Here is a 21386-nt window from a genome sequence, read left to right as displayed (position 1 = left end):
GGGCGCTCCGGCGGCGGTAGGACGGACACAGACGTGCCCGGGAGGAGAGACCGTGAAGATCGTCGTCGACCTCAACCGCTGCCAGGGCTACGCGCAATGCGCGTTCCTCGCTCCCCGAGTGTTCGAACTGCACGGGGAGGAGGCCCTGCTCTACACCCCGCAGGCCGCCGAGGACCAGCGTGACCGCGTCCGGCGGGCCGCCGCGGCCTGCCCGGTGCAGGCCATCGTGGTCGAGGAGGAGGACCGGTCCGATGTCCGATGACCTCAAGAACGGCCGGATCGTCATCGTCGGCGCCTCGCTGGCCGGCCTGCGCGCCGCCGAGACGCTCCGGGACGAGGGCTTCGCCGGGCAGCTGACCGTGGTCGGCGAGGAACGCCTTCCCCCGTACGACCGGCCGCCCCTGTCCAAACAGGTGCTGCTCGGGCGGGTGCGCGCCGAGGAGACCGCGCTGCCCCGGCGCCGCGAGGTGGACGCGCAGTGGAAGCTCGGCGTCCGCGCCACCGGTGTGGACGGGGCAGGCCGGCAGGTCCTGCTCGCGAACGGCGAGCAACTGCCCTACGACCGACTGCTGATCGCCACCGGCACCCGGGCCAGGCCCTGGCCGAAGGCCGAGCAGGCCGCACTCGACGGGGTGTTCACCCTGCGCACCGCCGAGGACGCGGCCGGCCTGGCCGAGCGGCTGGACGCCGGCCCGAAGCGGGTGCTGGTGATCGGCGCCGGGTTCACCGGCTCCGAGATCGCCTCCGCCTGCCGGGAACGCGGACTGGACGTCACCGTCGCCGAGCGCGGCCCCGCCCCACTGGTCGGGGCCCTCGGCGGGGCCTTCGGCGCCCTCGCGGCCAAGGTCCAGCTCGCCCACGGGGTCGACCTGCGCTGCGGGGTGACCGTCTCCGCGCTGACCGGCCGCGCGGGCCGGCTCACCGGCGCCGAGCTCTCCGACGGCACCCGGATCGAGGCGGACGTCGCCGTGGTCGCCCTGGGCGCCGTCCGCAACACCGAATGGCTGGCCGAGTCGGGGCTCGCCGCCGGCCCGCGCGGGGTGGCCTGCGACGCGGGCTGCCGCGCCTTCGACATGTACGGGATCGTCACCGACGACGTCTTCGTCGCGGGCGACGTCGCCCGCTTCCCGCACCCCCTCTTCGAGTACCAGCTACTCTCCCTCGAACACTGGGGCAACGCGGTCGCACAGGCCGAGGTGGCGGCCCACAACATGGTCAGCCCGGGGCCGCAGCGGCGTCCGCACCTGAGCGTGCCGTCCTTCTGGTCCAGCCAGTTCGGGCTCAACATCAAGTCCGTCGGCGTGCCCACCTTCTCCGACCACGTGGTCCTCGCCCAGGGCTCGGTCGAGGAGCGCCGGCTCGTCGCGGTCTACGGGTACCGGGGCCGGATCACGGCCGCCGTCAGCGTGAACCGGGCCAAGTGGCTGGAGCACTACCAGCGGCTGATCGAGGCCGCCGCGCCGTTCCCGCCCGACTGGGACGGCGTGGAGCCGCCCGCCTCCCGCATCCCGGTCCCCTCCGACGTGCCCGACCCGAAGGTGCTCTCGCACGGCCCGACCGTCGCCCTCACCGGCCACCTGCCCGACCGGCGGCTGACCCTGCGGCGCTGGGGCGGCTGAGCCCACCCGCCACCGCTCGACGGGCGCACGCCCACCGGGCCCCGCCGCCCGTCGAGGACCACCACCGCCGCCACCCCCGAGGAGCCACCGCGCATGGCCGCCGCCGACACCCTGTTCCGCCGGATCACCGACTACGCCAACCGCGCCGACCCCTACCCCCTGTACGCCGAGCTCCGCGAGCACGGCGTGGCCCGCCAGGACGACGGCAGCTACCTGGTCGGCACCTACCACGAGGTCGCCGCACTGCTGCACGACCCGAGGATCAGCTCTGACCGCCGCAACCGCACCGTCCCGGACGAGCTGCAGGGCAGCGTCCCGGTCGCCTTCATCGGCCGGGACGACCCCGAGCACGAACGGCTGCGCACCATCGCCATGCGGCCCTTCGGCCCGCCCCACGCGCCCGACCGGGTCGACGCCATGCACGACGAGATCGCCCGGATCACCGGGGAACTGATCGACGGGCTCCGGGGCCGCGACCGGATCGACCTGGTCGAGGACTTCGCCTACCCGCTGCCGGTCACCGTCATCTGCCGGCTGCTCGGCGTGCCGCGCGAGGACGAGCCGCGGTTCCACGCCTGGTCCGAGACGCTGATCGCGGGCTTCGACCCCACTCCCGACAGCGATCCGTCCGAGCGCCAGCAAGCGGCCACGCAGGCCCGGATGGAGATGGGGCTGTACCTCGGCGAACTCGCCGAGAGCCGCCGGGGCAAGCCGTCCGACGACCTGCTCTCCGCCTTCGTCAACGACCCCGGCCCGTCGGGCGGCTTCACCCAGACGGAGCTGATGGCCACCGCCGTCCTGCTGCTCATCGCCGGGCACGAGACGACCGTCAACCTGATCACCAACGGCGTGCTCACCCTGCTGCGCCACCCCGAGAACCTGGAACTGCTGCGCGACAAGCCGGAGTTGATGCCGCGCGCGGTGGAGGAGCTGCTGCGCTACGAACCCCCGGTCCAGCTGCTGCCGCAGCGCACCGCGCTCACCGACATCGAGGTCGCCGGGGTCACCATCCCCAAGGGCGCGCCGCTGATCCTGGTGCTCGCCGCCGCCAACCGGGACCCTCTGCGGTTCCAGGAGCCCGACCGCTTCGACCCGACCCGCCCGGACAACCAGCACCTCGGCTTCGGCAGCGGCGTGCACAGCTGCTTCGGCGCACCGCTCGCCAGGGTCGAGGCGCAGCTCGCGCTCACCGCGCTCATCCACCGCCTGGACGGCCCCCGGCTGCTCCAGGACCCGCCCGAGTACCGGCGCAGCCCCGTCCTGCGCGGGCCCCGGCACCTGCCGCTCGCGCTCTCCGGGGTCAGAGGCTGATCGGCCCAGGCCCGGGAGGCGGCATCGGCCTCCCGGGCCCGGGCACGTTCGGCGGCGCTACGGGGTGCCGCGCACCACCGGCAGCTCCAGGAAGGACGGGTCGGCTCCGCCGTGCCCGATCCGGTAGCTCGCCCGGCCGTCGGCCGGGAGCAGCTGGAAGGAGTCCGGGTTGGCGGCGGCGACCGTGAGCCGGATCCGCTCGCCGGCCCGGAAGAGCACCGCGACGGGTTGCAGGTCGATGGTGACCCGACGGGCCCGGCCCTGCGGGAAGGGCGCCGCGTCGGTGGCCGCGTAGCTGCGGGGCGTGCGCAGCCGGCGCCAGTCGGGGTTGTCGCCCCGGTCGGACACGGCCCGGTCGGCGAGGGCGAGTTGGCCCTCGGTCAGGTAGGTGACCCGGCCGTCGGGGGCGACGTCCTCCAGGTAGACGTGCAGGGCGCCCTGGGCGGTGCCGTCGAGGCCGGTGACGTCGAGCGTGACGCGGCCGTTGCCGGTCACCCGGGTGTCGCCGGTCAGCGGCGGGGTGGTGTAGCTGAGGAGCTTGGCGTCCACGGCGGCCCGGTCGGGGTAACTGACCGGGCTGCCGGTGAGGTTGGTGTTCCAGCGGTCCAGCGGGCCGGTGCCGGCGGTGGGGTCGAGGCGCAGCAGGTCGGCGCCGGGGCGGTCGTCCGGATCGGGCCGTCGGCGGCTGAGCGTGGTGTCCTCGCCGAGGTAGAGCCGCTGCGGGCGGGTGCCGGGCAGCGGCCAGCGGGTGGTGGTGCGCCAGACGCCCTCGTTGAAGGTGTAGTAGTGCAGGTGCCGGGTGCCGTCGGGGCGGCCGTCGGCCCGTACGTAGCGGTCGAAGAAGTCGAACGTCCGCTGGGCGATCTGGGCGCGTTCCTGGTCGGTGAGGTGGCGGGCGGGCTGGAAGGGGTCGGCGAGGTAGCCCTGGCCGTGGCTCCACGGGCCGATCCAGGCGTCCTGGGTGTTGGAGAGGCCGGTGAACTGGGAGAGCACGCCGTTGGCGGTGCCCGCGTCGAGCCAGCCGGCGTCGGTGAGCACGGGGACGCCGCCGGCCTCGACGGCGTCGGCCTTCTCGCCGACGCTGCCGACCGTCCAGCTCTTCGGGCCGTCCTGGTAGTCGCGGTACACGCCGGCCTCGGCCATGTCGACCAGGTTGGCGTTGCCCGTGTGCTCGGCGCGCGCGGCGGCGAGCAGGGCCGGTCCGTCCGGGCCGTCGACCGGCCGGGGCACGGCCCCGGTCAGGCCGGTGGCCGCGCAGACCTGCCGGGTCTGCTCGTCGGTGTCGCAGGTGGTGCCGCCGGCCTGGTCGAGGATGCGCAGCAGCAGCGCGTACGGGGCGATCCGGGGCTCGATGAGCAGGCCGCCGGGGCGTACCAGGTCCTCGTACGGGTCGAAGTCGTAGGAGATCGGGGCTGCGGCGGTGATGTGGTGGTTGCCGAGGGCGGTGGCGAGCATCGCGGTGTCGCCGCCGTAGGAGACGCCGGTGGTGCCGACCCGGCCGTTGGACCAGGGCTGGGCGGCGATCCAGTCACTGAGCGGGCCGCTGTCGGCGACGGTGTCGGCGCCGAGTTCGGAGCTCAGGGTGCCGAAGGAGGCGCCGGTGCCGCGCAGGTCGGCGACCACGTAGGCGTAGCCATGGGCGTTCCAGCCGTCGGCGTCGCTGCTGCGGCCGCCGTTGCCGGGTGCGCCGGGGTAGACCCGGGCCCGCCAGTAGCGCTGGGTGACCAGGACGGTGGGCAGGTTCGCACCGTCCCTGGTGCCCTCGGGCAGCCAGACGTCGACGGCGAGGCGGACGCCGTCGGGCATCGTCACGTAGCGCGACTGGAGGTGCGGCTCGGCGGCCGGGGCGGCCGCGGCGGGCGCCACGGCGAGTCCGAGCACGGCCGCGGCCGCGACCAGCGCCGCCAGCGGGCGGCGCGGGATCCCCCCTGCCCGGCTCACCGGGAGGTCGCCTTCCAGGGGCCGTCCTCGGGCCTGGCCTCGGTGTCGGTGCCGGGCCAGGGCGGCATGGTGACGGCGGCGATCCGCAGCGGCCGGTCGGCGTCCTCGTCGGCCCGGAACTGGAACGCCGTACCGAGCGGGATCGAGGCCGCCGTCCCGGGCACGAGCCGGACGGTCTCCTCCCGCCCGCCCTGGCGGCGCCACAGCTCCCCGGCGCCCTCGACGACCTGCCACAGCTCCTGCACGGTGGCGTGCGACACCGCGTGCGACACCTGCCCGGGGGCGAGCTCGAACACCGCGAGGCTCCCCTGTCCGTCCAGGACCAGCAGCGGGAACACCGCGGCCCCGTCCGGTGCGGTCACCACCTGGACGTCGTCGACGTCCGCTGTCTGGAACGGTTGTTGCACTGGCTGACTGGTCATCCGACCCGGCCTCTCTCGCGTCACGGAGTACCTCGGTCTCGCCCCCCACCGCCGATGAGAACACGCCCCGGCGCCCGGCCGCCACCCTGAGATGTCCCGTAGTCCGACGCGCCGGCCCCGCGCCGCTCCGGCGGTGGACCCGTGCCGGCCGCGCGCCGGTCTCAGCCGCCGGCGGGCGTGCCGAACTCGCGGAGGGCGTCGGTGACGATCGCGTCCAGCCGGGCGTGGTGGGCGCCGCGCCAGTAGGCCTGGCCGCAGTCGACGCACTGGGCGAAGACGTCGTAGGAGCGCTCGGTGCCGTCCCGCAGTTGCTCGCGCACCGAGGTCTTGTCGGCCTCGCGCAGCGTGCCGTTGCAGGTGGTGCAGCGGCTCCACGGGTCGAGCGGGGGCGCGAAGCGGGAGAGCACGTCGCGCAGCTGCTCGTTGGGGCGGTGGCTGTAGACGTAGGCGCCGGCCCACAGTTCGCGGCGGCGCAGCAGGCCCCGGTCGCGCGAGAGCAGGACGCGCTGCTCGGCGGCGGAGCGGGCGGCGAGCGCGGCGTCGCCGATGTCCGGGTTCTCGTAGGCGGCGTCGACGCCGAGCAGGCGCAGCCGGCGGGTGAGGGTGCCGAGGTGGACGTCCAGCAGGAAGCGCGGCGGGGCGGGCGAGGGCTGCGGCCGGTCCACGGCCCGGACGGTGACGTGTTCCTCGTCGACCGGCACGTGCGACCCGGGCACCGGCCGGCCGTCCACCAGCAGGGTGCCGACCTCGGTGAGCGGGACGCCCAGGGACTCGACGACATGGCCGAGCGTCGAGGTGCCGTCGGTGCGCAGCGCCGAGCGGCCGGCCCGCCGGGGCCCGGAGACGAAGAGGTGCAGCTCGGGGGCGAAGTCGAGCCAGATCTGGGGTCGGTCCACGCGGCCAGCATGCCAGCGGGCGGCGGCCCGGGCCACCGGTTTCCGGTCAGCCGTCGGAGCATTCTCGGGCGGGCTCGCGGCGGCGGCGGCCGGCGCGGGCCCCGACCGGGGCTGAGCAGCCGGTTCGGGGCGGCGCGCAGGGGCCGCGCAGGGGCATCGAGGAGACCGTCGAGGCGGCGGGGAAAGCCGGTGCGAAGGGCACCGGGCCGGCGGGGAAGGCCGGCGCGGGGGCCGTTACGGGACCGCGACGGCGGGGGTGACCGGCGCCGGGCGGCCCCGGTCGCGGTCCCGCTCGGCCCAGCGGACGACCGGCCCCATCGCGTACCCGGCCGCCAGGAAGAGGCCGCCCAGGACGAGCCAGCCCGCGAGCCCGCCGTCCAGCAGCAGGGTGGTCAGCAGCAGCGGCCCGAGGGTGCGGGCGACGGCCACGCCGGTGCCGAAGAAGCCCTGGTACTGGCCGATCCGCTCGGGCGGGGCGAGGTCGAAGCTGATCTGCCAGGAGCCCGCCGACTGCCGCATCTCGCCGATCACCTGGAGGACGGAGGCCGCCACCAGCAGCGCGGCGACCGCCCACACCGGGACGTCCAGGGCCGACAGGCCGAACACCGCGCAGGAGGCCAGCAGCACCGCCCCGGCCGAGCGGACGGCCCGTGCGGCCGGGCCCAGGCCGGTGACGCCGCGCGCCGCCCGGACCTGGAAGGCCAGCACGGCCAGGGTGTTGAGGACGAACAGGGCCGAGCCGAGCCAGCCGATCCCGGGCGCCCGGTCGGCGATCCAGAGCGGGATGACCAGGCTGAGCAGCCGCATCCGCAGCAGCAGCACGGCGTTGACCAGCGCGACGGCGGCGTACCGGCGGTCGCGCAGGACGGCCAACCGGGGCCCGGCGCCCGACCGGGCCGGGGCGGGCGGGGCTTCGGGCAGCCGCAGCAGGATCAGCGCACCGGCCAGGAAGCCGAGCGCCGTCACCACGAAGGCCCCGAGGAACGCGGCCCGGGTGCCGACGGTGAGCGCGATGCCGCCGATGGCGGCGCCGACGGCCAGCCCCCCGTTGAGGGTCGACTGGAGGTGGGCGAGCAGCCCGGTGCGCTGGGCGGGCGGCACCAGGGTGGCGACCAGCGCCTGCCGGGCGGCGGTGAGCCCGGACTGCGTCGTGGCGTAGAGGCAGACCGCCGCCAGGAACGGCCCGTAGGAGCGGATCACCAGGAAGGCGGCGACCACCACCGCCGTGGCCAGGGCGAGCGCCACGGCCGTCCGGCGCGGGCCTCGGCGGTCGGCGAGGGCGCCGAGCGGGACGCCCGCCAGCGAGCCGAGCGCCCAGGCCACGGCGAGGCCGGCGCCGAGGGCGGTCGCCGACATGCCGACGACGTGGGTGAAGTAGAGCGCGGAGCAGGTGTAGTAGGCGCCGTCTCCGACAGAGCTGGCCAACTGGGCTGCGGCGAGGGTCCGTTGGGGCCCGGCGGGCGGGATGAGGGCGGGCGCCGGGGCGCTGCTGGTCGACACGGGTCTCCTGGCTGGGGGCGGCGCGCGGGCCGGGTGTTCGCAACGGTTCGCGGCCCAGCCTAGGCAGGAGGCGGACCGGCGGTAAGGTCCAGTGATCGCGGAACTCCTTGGTCCACTTCCGGTCCCCACCGCACCGGCGGGCGAGCGCTGAACCCCCGTACGACGGCGGCGAATCGCTCCTCCCGCAGGCCCGGAACCGGCCCCGGCCGTACCGCCGCCGCGCCCTCCGTACCCGCTCCGAATCCGCCTCGCACACCGGTCTCAGGGCGTCACCGACCGTGCCGAAGGGCCAAGTTTTGCCGTATTGACCGGTCAGTAACGCGCTCCTATGCTCAACGGCATTCGCGATCCGGCACCGGGCCCGGCGCCGCCGTGCCCGCCCGATCCGCCGCCGTCATCGGCTCGAAGGGCTCTTCCCATCAACACCTCCATCGCCCGCTCGGACGACACCGGCCACCCGGGCGACGCACGGGACGGCGCCGGCACCCGCCGCCGCCGCTTCCTCACCTACCTGCTGGCCGCCCCGACCCTCACCGTCGGCGCCCGGCTCGGCCTCGACGCCGCCGCGCCCGCCACCGCGCGGGCCGCCGTCCGCGCCGCCGCCGTCGCCCAGGACGCCGCCGCCCCCTCGCAGTTGATCGGCCTGCCCGGCATCCCGGACATCCTCGACCTCGGCGACGCGCTGATCGTCGCCGGCCTGCCGACCTCGCACCTGCTCGTCCTGGAACTCACCGCCGCCGGGCGCGCCGTGCTGCACCTGCCCCGGCTGGAGGTCGGCCAGGGCCTCACCACGGCGATCGCGATGCTCGTCGCCGAGGAACTCGACGCCCGGATCGGCGACGTGGACGTGCCGCTCTCCGACGGCCGCCCCGAACTGCTCTTCAACCAGCTGACCGGCGCCTCCAACTCGGTGCGCTCGCTGTACGACCCGGTGCGCGCCGCGGCCGCCGCCGCCCGCGCCCGGCTGGTGACCGCCGCAGCACGGCGCTGGAACGTTCCGGCAGAAACCCTGCGCACCGCCGACTCCGCCGTCCTCGCCCCCGACGGCCGCCGCGCCGGCTACGGCGACCTCGCCGCCGAGGCCGCCGCCGTCGCGCTCCCCGCCGTGTCCAGCTCCCCCAAGACCGCCGACCAGTTGCGCCTGGTCGGCCGGCCCACCGGCCGGATCGACGCCCGCGACATCGTCACCGGCCGCGCCAAGTACGCCGGGGACCTCGCGATCCCGGGCGCCGTCCCCACCGTCGTCGCCCGCCCGAGCACCATCAACGGCACGCTCAGGACCCTGGACGCCTCGGCCGCCCGCGCCATGCCCGGCGTGCTCGGCGTCGTCCCGATCCCCAGCGGCGTCGCCGTCCTCGCCGAGACCTTCGACCAGGCGCTCAAGGCCCGCGACGCGCTGCGCACCTCCTGGAACCCGGGCCCGGTCGCCAACCTCTCCACCCCCGACATCCGCGCCCGATTGCGCGCCGCCCACGCGCCGTTCCTCATCCCCCCGCTGCTCACCCAGTACGTGGACGGCGAGTTCGACTTCGCCTTCGTCAACCACGCGCCGATGGAGGTGCTGACCGCCGTCGCCGACGTACGGCCGAACCGGGCCGAGCTGTGGTTCGCCGCGCAGGCGCCGATCGTCGCCCAGCAGGCCATCGCCGCCGAACTCGGCCTCCCGCAGAACGCCGTGACCGTCCACGTGGTGCGCGGCGGCGGCTCGTTCGGCCGACGGCTGTTCTTCGACGCCGCCCTGGAGGCCGCCCAGATCTCCAAGGCCGCGGGCCGACCGGTCAAACTCATGTGGACGCGCAACGACGACATGCGCCACGGCCGGATGCGCCCCGCCAGCCACCACCGGATCCGGGCCACCTACGCGCTCGGCCAGGTGCTCAGCTACGAGCACCGCGCCGCCACCGTCAAGACCGACTTCCGGCACGGCCTCGGCGAGATGCTCACCGCCGCCGGCTTCAACCTCTCGCTCGCCGGGCTCAGCCTCGCCCAGGCCTTCTTCCTGCTCAGCGAGAAGAACCCGTACAACGTCGGCATCCCCACCCAGCTGCTCGCCGAAGTGCCACTGGACGTTCCCACCGGCAGCTGGCGGTCGGTCTACTCCGGCACCGTCCGGGTCGCCGACGAGATCATGATGGACGAACTCGCCCGCCGGATGGGCCAGGACGCCGTCGCGTTCCGCCGCGCCCGGCTGCGCGGCGCCGCCGGGCGGGCCGTCCTCGACACCGTCGCCAAGGCCGGCAACTGGGGCCGCCCGATGCCCCCCGGCCACGCCCAGGGCATCGGCTACCACGACGAGAACAGCGGGTGCGCCGCCTACCTCGTCGAGCTCGACGCCACCGACCCGGCCGACCCCCGGGTCACCAAGGCCGTGATCGCCGCCGACGTCGGCCGGGTCATCAACCCCCGGGGCCTGGAAGCCCAGCTCACCGGCGCCCTGATCGACGGCATCTCGGTCATCCTGCAAGCCGGCAACCACATCGACAACGGGGCCGTGCGCGAGGGAAGTTACGCCGACTTCCGGTACGCCCGGCAGCGGCACACCCCGCCGGCCGTCGAGATCCACCTCATGCCGCCGAGCGGAGCGCCCGGCGGCGCCGGCGAACTGGGCGTCCCGGCGGCCTCCGCAGCGGTCGCCAACGCCTACGCGCGCGCGACCGGCACCAGCCCGCGCTCCTTCCCGATCAACTTCTGACTCCCCCAGCCAAGGAACCCCACCACCCCATGCCCACCCACACCTTCGTCCTCAACGGGCACCCCGTCACCGTCGAAGCCCCGGACGACATGCCGCTGCTCTGGGTGCTGCGCGACAAGCTCGGCGTCACCGGCCCCAAGTACGGCTGCGGAGTGGGCGTCTGCCGCGCCTGCACCAGCCACCTGGACGGCGAGGAGTTCCAGCCCTGCACCCGCTCCGTCAAGGACTGCGAGGGCCACCGCGTCACCACCATCGAGGGCCTGGCCGACGGCGAAACCCTGCACCCCGTCCAGGAGGCCTGGCTCGGCTGCGACGTCGCCCAGTGCGGCTTCTGCCAGCCGGGCCAGATCATGACCGCCGTCGCCCTGCTGCGCCGCACCCCGAACCCGACCGACGCGGACATCGACCAGATCCAGAACATCTGCCGCTGCGGCACCTACCCGCGCATCCGCGAGGCCATCAAGCAGGCGGCGGCCCGGCAGTCCTCCGGCTGACGGCATGCCACCCCGCCCGGGGCACGGGCGGGGTGGACGGGGTCAGCGGGTCGTCAGCACTCCCGCAGGCCGTTGTGGAAGTACCAGTTGCCGTCGGCGTACGCGCCGTAGACGTAGGACGTCGGGATGAAGTTGCCGTTCGTGCCGGCCACCTGGTACCAGACGTTGCCCTGGTTGTTGATGTCCTCGCCCCTGGTCCAGCACTGGATGTAGATCTCGTCCGACGACCACGAGTACGACCCCAGGTCGCCGACGGTCTTGGACGCCCAGGAGTACGGCTGCGAGTAGACGCCCACGCCGTGGCCGCTCGCGTGGTAGCGGAGCTGGTACCAGCCGTCGGCGAACGCGCTGCCCGCCGAGACGCCCACCGCGCCGGCAGCCACCGCCACCACGGCCGCCGCGGTCGCACCACGGCGGCCGATCTTCTTGAGGATGCCCTTGGTCATCTCAATTCCCCTTTTCGGTCGGACCATTGTGCCGCCCCGATGGCCGCGGCGACTGGGACAGCTGACCCGACTTCCCACGGTGTTCGGTACCGCCTGACGGAAACTGACAACAGCTGACACCGGCCGACGACCGCGCCGAACACCCCGTCCACCCAACCGGAGTCCGTCGATCACGTAACGCCGCGGTCACGCGTCACTATGATCCGTACGCGACAAGCAACACCGGTCGCCGCTGGATCTGACATCTGACAACAGGGGGACGCCATGGCGGAGCAGGAGTCGCAACCCGCGGGGAGAGACCCGGCGCCGAGCGCGGTGGAGGCCCTCGCCGCCGAGCTGCGCCGGTTGCGCCTGGAGGCGGGCAAGCCCTCGTTCCGCACGATGGCGAAGACCGTCGGTGCCATCTCCCACACCACGCTCTACGAGGCGGCCTCCGGCTCGCGCCTCCCGTCCTGGACCACCACCAGTGCCTACGTCCGGGCCTGCGGCGGCGACGAGGCCGAGTGGCACCACCGGTGGACCGCCGCCGCCGACGAGGGGTCGACCCCATCGGCCCCATCGGCCCCGCTGACCTCGCCGACCTCGCCGGTCGGGCCCTCGGGACCACCGGTCGCCGCGAACACCACGGCCGACACCACAGCCGACAGCACAGCCGCCTCCGCCGCCGAGCCCCCGGCCGGACCGGGCCGCAGCCGCCGCCGGATCTGGACCCACGCGTTCTGCCTGCTCCTCGGCGCGGCGCTCGGCGTCGGCAGCACGCTCGCCGTGGTCGGCTTCCGCGCGCCGGACGCCCCGACGCCGTCCGCGCACGGCTGCCCGTCCGGGGACACCGAGTCCGCACCTGCCGAAGCGGCCGCCCGCCCCGCGCCGGGCCCGCGGCCGGCGGCGGAGCGCGCGGCCGCCGACGACGGCGCACCGTCCTGGGCCGCCCGGATCGCCTTCGACCAGCAGGCCGTCTCCAGTACCGAGATCGTCCTTCCGGTGCTCTCCCCCGTCACCCCGGGTGACGCCCTGGTGGTCACGATGATGCTGACCAGCACCTGTCCCGGCGCGGTCACGGTCACCGACAGCCGGGGCGACCGCTTCCGGATCGTCGGGGACGTCACCGACTCGCTCCGGCACCGGGTGCTGTTCCTCGCGGCCTTCGGGGCGTCCGCGCTGACCGCGGAGGACTCGATCCGCGTCGCCCACCCGCGGGCGAGCAAGTACCACGTCGCCGTCGACGAGTTCCGCGGCGTCACCGCCGTCCGGTCGGTCGGCCGCGCCTCCGGTGACGCCGGCGGGACGACCTTCTCCACCGCGGCCAACGCCGCCGCCTGCGCGCCGGGCGACCTCCTGGTGGGCACGGTCGGCAGCAACAGCGGCAGCGCCCCCGAGTTCGGCACCAGCTGGACCAGCCTGCCCGCTCTGCGGCTCTCCTCCTACCGCCTCACCACCGCCCACCGGATCGCGACGGATCCGGACCACTGCGCCGCCACCGGGCAGACCACCTCGCAGTGGGGCGCCATCCTCGCCGTCCTGCGCTGATCGTCCGCACCGCTCCACCGACCCTGGCCCGGCCGGTCCGGACCATTTAGGCTGACCGAACCCCAACCACCCCACCACCGAGGGATGCTGGATGATCAGGCGCCGTTCACTGCTGGCACTCGCGGGTCTGGGCGGCGCCGCAGCCCTGCTGCCCACCGGGCCCGCCCAGGCCGCTCAGGCCTCGCAGCCCGCTCAGACCGCCCGGCCGCGCACCATCGACCTGCCCGCCCCCACCACCGGTCGCCCGGTCGGCACGACCACCCTGCACCTGGTCGACCGCGACCGCCCGGACCCGTTCGTGCCCGCCGCCGGCCCGCGCGAGCTGATGGTGCAACTCTGGTACCCGGCCCGCGCCGCCGCCGGCCACCCCCGCGCGCCGTACACCACGCCCCGGGTCGCCGCCGCCATCGATCAGCGGGTTTCGCTGGATCCGGGCACCATCGCGGCCCTCCGCTCCACCGCCCGCACCGACGCACCCGCGCTCCCCGGCCCGCTCCCGCTGCTGCTGCTCGGCCACGGCCGCACCGGCCTGCGCAGCAACTGCACCGCGCTGGCCGAGGAGTTGGCCGCCCACGGCTACCTCGTCGCATCGGTCGACCACACCTACGACTCCCTCGCCGTCGAGTTCCCGGACGGCCGGCTGGTGCGCACCGTGCTGGAGGACGAGCCGGCCGACTTGGAGGCCGCCGAGCGCCGCGAGATCGCCGCCCGGGTCGCCGACCTCCGCTTCGTCACCACCGAACTGACCGAGCGCCAGGACCGTTTCCGCGTCGACGGGAGCCGGATCGGCGTGCTCGGCCACTCGATGGGCGGCTCGGCGGCCGCCGAGACGATGCGCCTGGACGAGCGGTTCCGGATCGGCCTCAACCTGGACGGCGGCCTGTTCGGCTCGCCCGTTCCCGACCTCGGCCTGGACCGGCCCTTCCTTCTGCTCACCTCCCTCGCCGACCACGAGACCTGGCAGCGCTGGCGCAGCCACCAGCACGCCTGGGGTCGGCAGTTGCGCACCCTCGGCGCCGGCCACCTCAGCTTCACCGACCTGCCGCACGCCGCCCTCCCCGGCAACCTGCCGGGCCACATTCCCGCCGACAACTACGCCGCGCTGCTCGGCACCATCGCCCCGGCCAGGGCGACCGAGCTCACCCGCGCCTACACCCGGGCGTTCGCCGACCACTTCCTCCGCGGCCGCCCCGCGCCCCTCCTCGACGGCCCGTCACCGCGCTTCCCGGAGGTCGAACTCCGCTGGAGCCGCGACTGACGCCCGCCCGGGGCCGCGGCCCCGGGCGTCAGGCCCGCCGGGTCGCCCGCAGCGAGTTGCCGTCCCGCCGCACCCGGAGGAAGAGCACCGTCAGTGCCACGACGGTGAGCGCCACCAGGATCCCGGTCTCGACGAGCTGGATCGGCACGAAGTGCCCGACGGGGTGGTACTCGATCCAGTTGTTCGTGACGCCTTCGCAGCCCCTCGTCCGGTCGCCGTCCCAGCAGAACTGGTCCGAGACCCACCGGCCGTCCTGGAGCACGACCCCGCGGTCGACCAGCCACGCGTTGGTGGGCTGCCCGAAGTAGACGTTGTGCGGGACCAGTTCCTTGACCGACGGATAGAAGGAGGCGCGGTTCCACCGGAGGAGGCCGTGGACGACCGCCAGCAGCACGCCGGTGGCCAGGACCGAGGCCACCGTACGGCGCAGCACCTGCCCGACCAGCAGGCCCAGCGCCAGCGCGAACAGCGACCAGGCGACCGGCACCGCCCCGAGGAGGGGGTAGGTGAGGCCCTGGAACGGCGGATCGAAGGTGAACGGGCTGTCCGCGATGTCCGCCTTCCACACCCAGGTCGCCAGAACGGCGAGCACCCCACCGGCGGCCAGCACCGCCAGCCCGGGCAGGGCGATCCGCGCGGTGAGCCAGCGCAGCGGGCTGACGGACTGGGTCCAGGCGAGGCGGACGGTTCCGCGCTCGTACTCCTGGGCGAGCATCGGGGCGCCGAGGAACATGCCGATCAGCAGGGGGACGGCGACCAGGACCGGCTGGAGCCACGTGATGTACAGGTAGGTGCGGCGGGTGATGGGCGAGACCATGCCCTGGCAGCCGACGTTGGACCAGCTGGCGATGTCGGAGCACTCGGCCCGGTGCAGATCCGCCATCAGCGACTGGACGGAGAAGTGCAACCAGAGCAGGGTGGCCGACGCGGTGACGACCAGGACGGCGATCGCCCACAGCGCGGTGCGGCTCTGACGCCAGCTCAGCCAGAGCAGGCCGCCCGGACGGGGCGTGGTCCGCGGCTCGCGCGGTGGCGCCGCGGCGGTGGCGCGGTCGGCCAGGACGTTGGTGCTCATGCGGCGATCCCGTTCTCGGTCGTCTGGGCCTGCGTGCCCGGTCCGGTGGCGGCCCGGGCGCTGCCGGCCGGGGTCCGGAGGTAGCCGAGCAGCAGTTCCTCCAGGCTCGGTCGGCCGCTCTCCCACGGGCCGTCGACCGGATCGCCGGTGCGGACCAGCGCGTCGACCCTGCGGCCGGTGGCGCGCTGTTCGACCAGGACGTCCTCGGGGAGCGCGCTGCCGGCCGGGCCGGTGAGCAGTTGGTGTCCGTCCAGCAGGTCCTCAACGTCGCCGCAGAGCCGGATCCGCCCGGACTGCACCAGCAGCAGGTAGTCGATGACGCCGTCCAGCTCGGGGATGATGTGCGAGGAGACCACGATGGTGGTGCCGCGCTCGGCGGCCTCGGCCATCAGGGTGCCCATCAACTGGTGCCGGGCGAGCGGGTCGAGGTCGGACATCGGCTCGTCGAGCAGCAGCAGGTCGGGGCGCTTGCCGAGGGCGAGCGCCAGGGCGACCCGGGTGCGCTGGCCGCCGGAGAGCGAACCGATCTTCGCCCTCATCCGCAACTCGCCCTGATCGATGACCTGTTGAGCGAGGTCCTGGTCCCAGGACGGGTTCAGCTCCCGGCCGAGCCGCAGGGTCTCGGCCACCGTGAAGCCGGGGTAGAGCGGCTTGTCCTGGGCCACGTACGCGACCCGGGCGCGCAGGTCCTCGGTGGTGGCGGGTTCATCGAACACCCGCAGCTCCCCCTCGGTGGGGGTGAGCAGACGGGCAGCGATGCCGAGCAGGGTGCTCTTGCCCGCGCCGTTGGGGCCGGCCACCCCGCAGATCCGCCCGGCCGGGACGGCGAACGTGCAGTCGCGCAGCGCCCACTCACCCCGGTAGCGCTTGCCCAGGCCGTCGGCCGCGAGCGCCGCCGGGGCCCCCGGCGCCGCCGCTGCCGGTGGTGTGTTCATCAGGTCGTCCACCCGGTCCCCCCACTGTCCTCTAACTCGGTGTTTCCGGGGAGACCCCGGTGTCGAATCGCTGCTCCAGGACGGAGGCCATCAGCGCGGCGATGTCCTCACGCTCCAGTCCGACCTCGCGGGCCCGGTCCACCCAGCCGACCAGGTCCGCGCGCAGCGGCCCGTCGGCGGCCGCCTCCGGCCGGGCGAGCGAGCGCCGGACGAAGGTGCCGAGCCCCGGCCGGGGCTCGACCAGGCCCTCGCGTTCCAGTTCGCGGTAGGCCTTCAGCACGGTGTTGGGGTTGATCGCGGTCAGCTCGACGACCTCCCGCGCGGTCGGCAGCTTGTCCCCGGGCTGGAGCAGCCCGAGCCGCAAGGCCTGCTTGGTCTGCTGAACGATCTGCTGGTAGGTGGAGACGCCGCTGCGCCGCTCGATGCGGTACTCGATCACACGCGATTCGACCTTTCACTAGTCCAATAGTGGAATAGTGACCCACTGCGGCGCCCGGGTCAAGCCGGACCGGGGGCCCGGCGATGCGGACGGTCAGGGCCGCTGCAGCAAGAGGAAGGAGTCCTGGTCGACGACCCGCCGGTAGCCGCGCTGCTCGTACTCGACCAGCATCCGGGCGGTGTCGGCGGTCGCGCACGGGGCCTGCACGCTCGGGTCCGTCCGGTCCACGACCACCCACTCGGGCCCCGGCCCGGTCGGCGCCTGGCAGACCAGGGTGACGGTGGCCCGGCCGGTCAGCTGCGCGGCGAGGCGGTTGGAGGCGGCGACGGTCGCGCCGTCGGGTATCGAGCCGAGCAGCGCCCGGGTGTGCACGAGCCGGGGCGAGGTGCGCCACGCCTCGGGCATCACCACCTCGTGCAGCGGATAGACCGGCACCGTCACGGCCGCCACCAGGGCGCTGACGGCGAGCGCGCGCCGCGCCCGGCGCGGGTCGGTGCGGGTCAGGGCGTCCACCAGCGCGGCGAGCACCAGCGGCATCAGCACCGCGCTGTAGTGGTAACTGACGCCCCAGTAGTGCGGGTTGGCCGAGAGCAGCCGCCAGCCCAGGGTCGGCACGCAGAGCAGGACCAGCGGCGAGCGCAGCCCGAGGAAGCCCGCGGTCGCGGCGAGCAGGAAGAGCAGCAGCCACTTGACCGGGGGCCAGCCGATCCGGGCCGCCAGCGACCAGGGCGAGGACTGCCCGCCGCCGTCCAGCTGCTGCCAGTAGTCGAACCCGCCGTGCGGGTTGAACGAGGGCAGCACCACCGTCACGGTCAGCACGGTGGCCGCGAGCCCGACGCCCGCGAGCACGAGCCCCGGCAGCGGGCCGCGCCGGCCGCGCCCGCCCCGGCGGGTCTGCCAGGCGATCAGCAGGCCGAAGGCGGCCACGGTCAGGCCGAGGTCCTCCTTGACCAGCAGCAGCGGCAGCGACCACAGCGCCGCGGCCAGCCGGCGGCGCCGGCCGAGCGCGGTGGCCGCGAAGGCCAACAGCGGTACGGCGAAGGCGATTTCGTGGAAGTCGTCACTGGCGGCCCGGACGATCCCCCAGGACGCCCCGGTCACGCATCCGATCACCAGGGCGACCCGCGGCCCGCCCGCCTCGTACGCCCACCGGGTGAGCGGCACGACCGCCAGCGCCATCAGCAGCGCCTGGGCGACCAGCAGGGTGACGGCCCCCGGGAACAACCGGTAGACCGGAGCGAGCACGGCGATCAGCGGGTGGAAGTGGTCCCCGAGCAGGTGGTAACCGGGCCCCTTGAGCGGCACGATCGGCGCCTGGCCGTGCGCGTACGCCCGGACGGCCTGCTCGAAGATGCCCAGGTCGTAGGCCTTGCTCAGGCCGCGCCGGTAGCGGTTGACGGCGACGCAGGTGTAGAGCGCGGAGAACCCCGCGGCCAGGCCCCAGGCCAGGACGGCAGGTCGACGCGGCGGACGGAACAGGCGCATCGGCAAAGTACCCTTTCACTATTCGATTAGTGGAAGGGTGGTGGAAGGGCACACCGCCGTCAACCCCGGTCCGGCCGCGCCGACCGGGCCTCTGACCTGCCCGGACGCGGTCCGCTAGAGGGGTGATGCGGAGCCCGTGGAGGCTTCCGGCTCAGCGGGACTCAGGGGCGTACGGCCTCCGGGTCGCGGCCGAAGAAGCCGGCGAGCCGGTCGTACGGCGGGGCGTCCTCCGGCACGGCGACCTCGGGGCCGAAGGCGTGCTGCTCCTCCTCGGAGCCGCGGTACCCGGGCGTGAGGGCGCCGCGGGCCCAGGCCAGGGCGGCGAGGGCCACCTCGTGGTCCAGCCCCTCGGTGGACTGGTCGGTGGCATGGGCCAAGTCCCAGTCGTGGACGGCGAATTCGGCGATCTGCTGGTCCACCGGGAAGCGGGCCGGCAGGGTACCGACGCCGGGGACCTCCAGCGTGCCGGTGAGGTCGCCCGCCGCCCGCCAGGCGTCGACCAGCTCCTCGGCGCCGGCCTCGAAGGAGTGCAGCCAGTCCTCCTCCACCCGTTCGAAGGGCTGCGACCAGTCCGGCTGCCCGCCCCCGGCCCGGACGGTGAACTGCCGCAGGTCGAACAGCAGATGGCTGACCAGGTCGCCGACGTCCCAGGAGCGGCAGGCCGTCGGGTGCCCGGCCAGCTCGACGCCGACGCCGTCGATCAGCCCGGCGGTCTGCGCGAGGGCCCGGGCGAGCAGCTCGATCGGGTCTTCCGCTGCGGTCATGGCACACCTCTCGGTCGGGAGCGCGTCGCCGGCGTGGCCGGGTGCGGTCGGGAGCACCGCTCGGACCGGGCGATCGTAAACGCGCCCGTCGACGACCGCCCGCCACGACACCGGCCCGGTGGTCGCACCACCGGGCCGGTCTCCGTACTGCGACGCCCTGCGGGCCGTCAGGCCCCGAGCGTCAGTCCCCCAGCATCAGTCCCTGGGCATCAGTCCCCGGCCGTCAGGCCGCGAACCCGCCGTCCACCGCGAGCTCCGCACCCGTGACGTACCGGCCCTCCTCGCCCGCCAGGTAGGCGACGGCGGCGGCGACGTCCGCGCCCGTACCGAAGCGGCCGAGTGCGGTCAGGCTGTTCTGGAGCTCGGCGGCCTCACCGTCCGCCGGGTTCATGTCGGTGTCGATCGGGCCGGGGTGCACCACGTTGGCGGTGATCCCGCGCGGGCCGAGCTCCCTGGCCAGCGCCTTGGTCAGGCCGATCATCGCCGCCTTGCTGAGCGAGTAGATGGTGGCGCCGGGGAAGGCGACCCGCTTGGCGATGCAGCTGCCGATGGTGACGATCCGCCCGCCGTCGGCCAGGTGCGCGGAGGCGGCCTGGGCGAACAGGAACGGCGCCCGGACGTTCACCTCCAGGACCCGGTCGACGTCGTCGAGCGCCAGGTCACCGATCGGGCCGAGGACACCGACGCCCGCGTTGTTCACCAGGACGTCCAGCCGCCCGAATCGCTCCGCGACCTCCGCGACCACGGCCCGTACCGCCTGCGGGTCGGCGCAGTCCGCGCGGACCGCCCAGCCGCGGCGCCCCATCGCGGTGATCTTCGCCGCGACCTGCTCCGCCAGCTCGGCCCCGCCCTGGTAGGTCAGGGCGACGTCGGCACCGTCCTCGGCCAGCCGTAGCGCGACCGCCGCCCCGATCCCCCGGCTGCCGCCGGTCACCAGGGCCACCTTGCCGTCGAGCTTCGCCGCACCGTTCATCGTCATATCTCCAGAACTCCTCGTTCGGATGTGATCCGACTCGTTCCGATCAGAACCCCCGGTTCCGATCTCGGACATGACTCGATCCTGGGCCTCGGCGCCGGAAAGCTCCGGCGGTATTCAGACGTCGCGTTCAACCTTCAACTATCTCCCGAAGCGCCCGCGCGCACGGCCTCACGCCCGCGCGCACGCCCTCCCCCTCACGCCCGGCCCCTCCCTCGTGCCCGACCCCGGAAACGCGCCGGGCCGAGCGGCCGACCCCGGGGAGAGGCGGCCGCTCGGCGCGGGTGCGAGGAGGTGTCAGACGGTCAGGGTCTGGCCCGGGAAGATGAGATCCGGGTCGCCGCCGATGGTGCGGGCGTTCTTGTCGTACAGGTTGCCGGTGTCGGTGCCGAACTTGGCCGCGATGCCGCTCAGCGTGTCACCGCTCTTGACGGTGTAGCCGCCACCGGAGGTGTTCTTCTCCGAGGACGGCGCCGACTGCGCCGGCTTGGCCGACTGCTGCGGCTTCGACGCCTCCTGCTGCTTCGGCGCCGGCTTGCTCTTCGGCGCCTGCGGGGCCTGCGGCGCCTGGGTCCTGGGCGTCTTGGCCTTGGGCGCCGGCTTGGCGGCCGGCTTCGAGGGTGCGGTGTCGGTGGTGTCGGTGGTGTCGGCGGTGTCGACGGCGGCCGGGGCGCCGCCCTTGCTCAGACCGGCCTTCTTGGAGCAGACCGGCCACGCGCCGGGCCCCTGCGAGGCGAGGACCTTCTCGGCGACCGTGATCTGCTGCGCCTTGCTGGCCTGGTGGGCCTGGGGGGCGTAGGCGGTGCCGCCGTACGCCCTCCAGGTGCTGGGGGTGAACTGCAGTCCGCCGGAGAATCCGTTGCCGTTGCTGATGCTCCAGTTGCCGCCGCTCTCGCACTGGGCGACGGAGTCCCAGCTGGAGGTGGGCGCGGCGGAGGCCGAGGTGGCCGTGACGAGGCCGGCCACCGGCAGGGCCGCGACGGCGGCTCCCGCGACGACCGCCATCCGCACGCGGTTGCGCTTGGTGGCGGTGGTGTCGGTGGCAGCGGCGGTCTCGTGACGGGAAGTCATATAAGTCCTCTCGGCAAGCCCCGGGCGGGCAGGCGGAACCAGACCCATGACGGGCCGATAGTTGCGCTCACCTCGCTCGACGGGCGGCCGGACACGTCTGGGACGCGCCGTGCCGCCCCGGCCACCTCCACTCGCCGACGACCTGTTCGAGCCGGTCGCGTCGGCGGGCACGGCCCTGGCGCCGGGGGTCAGGTCGGCGGGCCATGCGTCGGGGTGAACCCGGGTGGTGCTCGTTGCACCGCCAATGAAGCTACGGGCCACCTCGGGGTGCAGCAAGCAATTCCTGCTCCCCGCAGGTCAGTTGACTGTTACCGGCGGTATTGATCAAGGTGCCGTGCCCAGTTCGACCGGGTTTGACCACATTTACAAGATCAACTGATCAACTTTCACGCCCCCTCTTCACCTCTGTCCACCTGTGAGCCCGAGCACACCATCCACCCACCGCGACCATGAGCTGACGTACCGTCACCACCGAAGCCGGAGTTCCCCGTTCCGCCGGGCCATTTGGTGGCATCCGCCACACCCGACACGCTCC

At 74.3% G+C, this 21386-nt stretch carries 19 protein-coding genes; 7 read left to right on the top strand and 12 right to left on the bottom strand.

Features of this window, described 5'->3' with window-relative positions; all coding sequences use genetic code 11:
• The first annotated feature begins 52 nt into the window (after positions 1–52).
• The 3 genes from OG556_RS30775 (at position 53) to OG556_RS30765 (ending at position 2930) form a co-directional block, all read left to right on the top strand.
• The gene (locus OG556_RS30775) at positions 53–262 is read left to right on the top strand and encodes a ferredoxin (RefSeq protein WP_371521868.1); all 210 of its coding nucleotides are present in this window, start codon (positions 53–55) and stop codon (positions 260–262) included.
• Positions 252–1619 carry an NAD(P)/FAD-dependent oxidoreductase gene (locus OG556_RS30770; protein WP_371521866.1) on the top strand — a complete coding sequence of 456 codons (1368 nt, stop codon included), beginning with the start codon at positions 252–254 and terminating at the stop codon, positions 1617–1619. Before OG556_RS30775 ends, OG556_RS30770 begins: the two co-directional genes overlap by 11 nt.
• A gap of 93 nt (positions 1620–1712) precedes the next feature.
• Positions 1713–2930, top strand: coding sequence for a cytochrome P450 (locus tag OG556_RS30765; RefSeq protein ID WP_371521865.1), 1218 nt, complete (start codon positions 1713–1715; stop codon positions 2928–2930).
• A 57-nt stretch (positions 2931–2987) separates the two neighbouring features.
• Here the strand turns inward: OG556_RS30765 and OG556_RS30760 are convergent, their stop codons facing one another.
• The 4 genes from OG556_RS30760 to OG556_RS30745 all read right to left on the bottom strand — a co-directional run bounded on the left by OG556_RS30760 (position 2988) and on the right by OG556_RS30745 (position 7689).
• The gene (locus OG556_RS30760; protein ID WP_371521863.1) at positions 2988–4871 is read right to left on the bottom strand and encodes a CocE/NonD family hydrolase; all 1884 of its coding nucleotides are present in this window, start codon (positions 4869–4871) and stop codon (positions 2988–2990) included.
• Positions 4868–5293, bottom strand: a complete 426-nt coding sequence (locus OG556_RS30755; RefSeq protein WP_371521861.1) for a cupin domain-containing protein — start codon at positions 5291–5293, stop codon at positions 4868–4870. Before OG556_RS30755 ends, OG556_RS30760 begins: the two co-directional genes overlap by 4 nt.
• Before the next feature lie 161 nt (positions 5294–5454).
• Positions 5455–6189: a Mut7-C RNAse domain-containing protein gene (locus OG556_RS30750; protein WP_363617531.1), complete on the bottom strand. Its 735-nt coding sequence runs from the start codon at positions 6187–6189 to the stop codon at positions 5455–5457.
• 234 nt (positions 6190–6423) lie between these two features.
• Complete coding sequence (locus tag OG556_RS30745) at positions 6424–7689, bottom strand: MFS transporter (RefSeq protein WP_371521859.1); 1266 nt, start codon at positions 7687–7689, stop codon at positions 6424–6426.
• A 328-nt stretch (positions 7690–8017) separates the two neighbouring features.
• Between OG556_RS30745 and OG556_RS30740 the strand changes: the two genes are divergently transcribed.
• A complete protein-coding gene (locus OG556_RS30740) occupies positions 8018–10381 on the top strand; it encodes a molybdopterin cofactor-binding domain-containing protein (protein ID WP_371521858.1) in 2364 nt (787 codons plus the stop codon).
• Between the two features lie 29 nt (positions 10382–10410).
• The gene (locus OG556_RS30735; RefSeq protein ID WP_371521856.1) at positions 10411–10875 is read left to right on the top strand and encodes a (2Fe-2S)-binding protein; all 465 of its coding nucleotides are present in this window, start codon (positions 10411–10413) and stop codon (positions 10873–10875) included.
• Between the two features lie 53 nt (positions 10876–10928).
• On the opposite strand, the gene OG556_RS30730 is transcribed toward OG556_RS30735, so the two are convergent.
• Complete coding sequence (locus OG556_RS30730; protein ID WP_371521854.1) at positions 10929–11321, bottom strand: hypothetical protein; 393 nt, start codon at positions 11319–11321, stop codon at positions 10929–10931.
• A gap of 264 nt (positions 11322–11585) precedes the next feature.
• Here OG556_RS30730 and OG556_RS30725 point away from each other — a divergent pair, with 264 nt between their 5' ends.
• Both OG556_RS30725 and OG556_RS30720 read left to right on the top strand, forming a co-directional pair.
• The gene (locus OG556_RS30725) at positions 11586–12848 is read left to right on the top strand and encodes a helix-turn-helix domain-containing protein (protein WP_371521852.1); all 1263 of its coding nucleotides are present in this window, start codon (positions 11586–11588) and stop codon (positions 12846–12848) included.
• 91 nt (positions 12849–12939) lie between these two features.
• Positions 12940–14106, top strand: a complete 1167-nt coding sequence (locus tag OG556_RS30720) for an alpha/beta hydrolase (protein WP_371521850.1) — start codon at positions 12940–12942, stop codon at positions 14104–14106.
• Between the two features lie 28 nt (positions 14107–14134).
• Here the strand turns inward: OG556_RS30720 and OG556_RS30715 are convergent, their stop codons facing one another.
• The 7 genes from OG556_RS30715 to OG556_RS30685 all read right to left on the bottom strand — a co-directional run bounded on the left by OG556_RS30715 (position 14135) and on the right by OG556_RS30685 (position 20851).
• The gene (locus OG556_RS30715) at positions 14135–15181 is read right to left on the bottom strand and encodes a hypothetical protein (RefSeq protein WP_371521848.1); all 1047 of its coding nucleotides are present in this window, start codon (positions 15179–15181) and stop codon (positions 14135–14137) included.
• Positions 15178–16116, bottom strand: a complete 939-nt coding sequence (locus OG556_RS30710; protein ID WP_371521846.1) for an ABC transporter ATP-binding protein — start codon at positions 16114–16116, stop codon at positions 15178–15180. The genes OG556_RS30715 and OG556_RS30710 overlap by 4 nt, the downstream gene beginning before the upstream one ends.
• A gap of 31 nt (positions 16117–16147) precedes the next feature.
• Positions 16148–16555 (bottom strand): GntR family transcriptional regulator, encoded by a 408-nt coding sequence (locus tag OG556_RS30705; RefSeq protein ID WP_063350485.1) that lies wholly within the window; start codon positions 16553–16555, stop codon positions 16148–16150.
• A 93-nt stretch (positions 16556–16648) separates the two neighbouring features.
• Entirely contained in the window at positions 16649–18040 is a 1392-nt protein-coding gene (locus OG556_RS30700; protein ID WP_371521844.1) for a DUF2079 domain-containing protein, read from the bottom strand.
• Between the two features lie 161 nt (positions 18041–18201).
• Positions 18202–18804 (bottom strand): TIGR03086 family metal-binding protein, encoded by a 603-nt coding sequence (locus OG556_RS30695; RefSeq protein ID WP_371521842.1) that lies wholly within the window; start codon positions 18802–18804, stop codon positions 18202–18204.
• Positions 18805–19027: 223 nt separating this feature from the next.
• The gene (locus tag OG556_RS30690) at positions 19028–19783 is read right to left on the bottom strand and encodes an SDR family NAD(P)-dependent oxidoreductase (RefSeq protein WP_371521840.1); all 756 of its coding nucleotides are present in this window, start codon (positions 19781–19783) and stop codon (positions 19028–19030) included.
• A 294-nt stretch (positions 19784–20077) separates the two neighbouring features.
• Complete coding sequence (locus OG556_RS30685; RefSeq protein WP_371521838.1) at positions 20078–20851, bottom strand: transglycosylase family protein; 774 nt, start codon at positions 20849–20851, stop codon at positions 20078–20080.
• Positions 20852–21386: the final 535 nt, after the last annotated feature.

Source organism: Kitasatospora sp. NBC_01300, assembly GCF_041435235.1.
Lineage (GTDB): Bacteria > Actinomycetota > Actinomycetes > Streptomycetales > Streptomycetaceae > Kitasatospora.
The sequence above is the reverse complement of the archived record's forward strand: the minus strand, read 5'-3'. Positions and strand labels throughout refer to the sequence as shown.

Coding starts and splice junctions, on each gene's coding strand:
- OG556_RS30770 (WP_371521866.1), top strand. CDS start 252: ATGTCCGATGACCTCAAGAACGGCCGGATCGTCATCGTCGGCGCCTCG.
- OG556_RS30765 (WP_371521865.1), top strand. CDS start 1,713: ATGGCCGCCGCCGACACCCTGTTCCGCCGGATCACCGACTACGCCAAC.
- OG556_RS30755 (WP_371521861.1), bottom strand. CDS start 5,293: ATGACCAGTCAGCCAGTGCAACAACCGTTCCAGACAGCGGACGTCGAC.
- OG556_RS30740 (WP_371521858.1), top strand. CDS start 8,018: ATGCTCAACGGCATTCGCGATCCGGCACCGGGCCCGGCGCCGCCGTGC.
- OG556_RS30735 (WP_371521856.1), top strand. CDS start 10,411: ATGCCCACCCACACCTTCGTCCTCAACGGGCACCCCGTCACCGTCGAA.
- OG556_RS30730 (WP_371521854.1), bottom strand. CDS start 11,321: ATGACCAAGGGCATCCTCAAGAAGATCGGCCGCCGTGGTGCGACCGCG.
- OG556_RS30725 (WP_371521852.1), top strand. CDS start 11,586: ATGGCGGAGCAGGAGTCGCAACCCGCGGGGAGAGACCCGGCGCCGAGC.
- OG556_RS30720 (WP_371521850.1), top strand. CDS start 12,940: ATGATCAGGCGCCGTTCACTGCTGGCACTCGCGGGTCTGGGCGGCGCC.
- OG556_RS30715 (WP_371521848.1), bottom strand. CDS start 15,181: ATGAGCACCAACGTCCTGGCCGACCGCGCCACCGCCGCGGCGCCACCG.
- OG556_RS30710 (WP_371521846.1), bottom strand. CDS start 16,116: ATGAACACACCACCGGCAGCGGCGGCGCCGGGGGCCCCGGCGGCGCTC.
- OG556_RS30700 (WP_371521844.1), bottom strand. CDS start 18,040: ATGCGCCTGTTCCGTCCGCCGCGTCGACCTGCCGTCCTGGCCTGGGGC.
- OG556_RS30695 (WP_371521842.1), bottom strand. CDS start 18,804: ATGACCGCAGCGGAAGACCCGATCGAGCTGCTCGCCCGGGCCCTCGCG.
- OG556_RS30690 (WP_371521840.1), bottom strand. CDS start 19,783: ATGACGATGAACGGTGCGGCGAAGCTCGACGGCAAGGTGGCCCTGGTG.
- OG556_RS30685 (WP_371521838.1), bottom strand. CDS start 20,851: ATGACTTCCCGTCACGAGACCGCCGCTGCCACCGACACCACCGCCACC.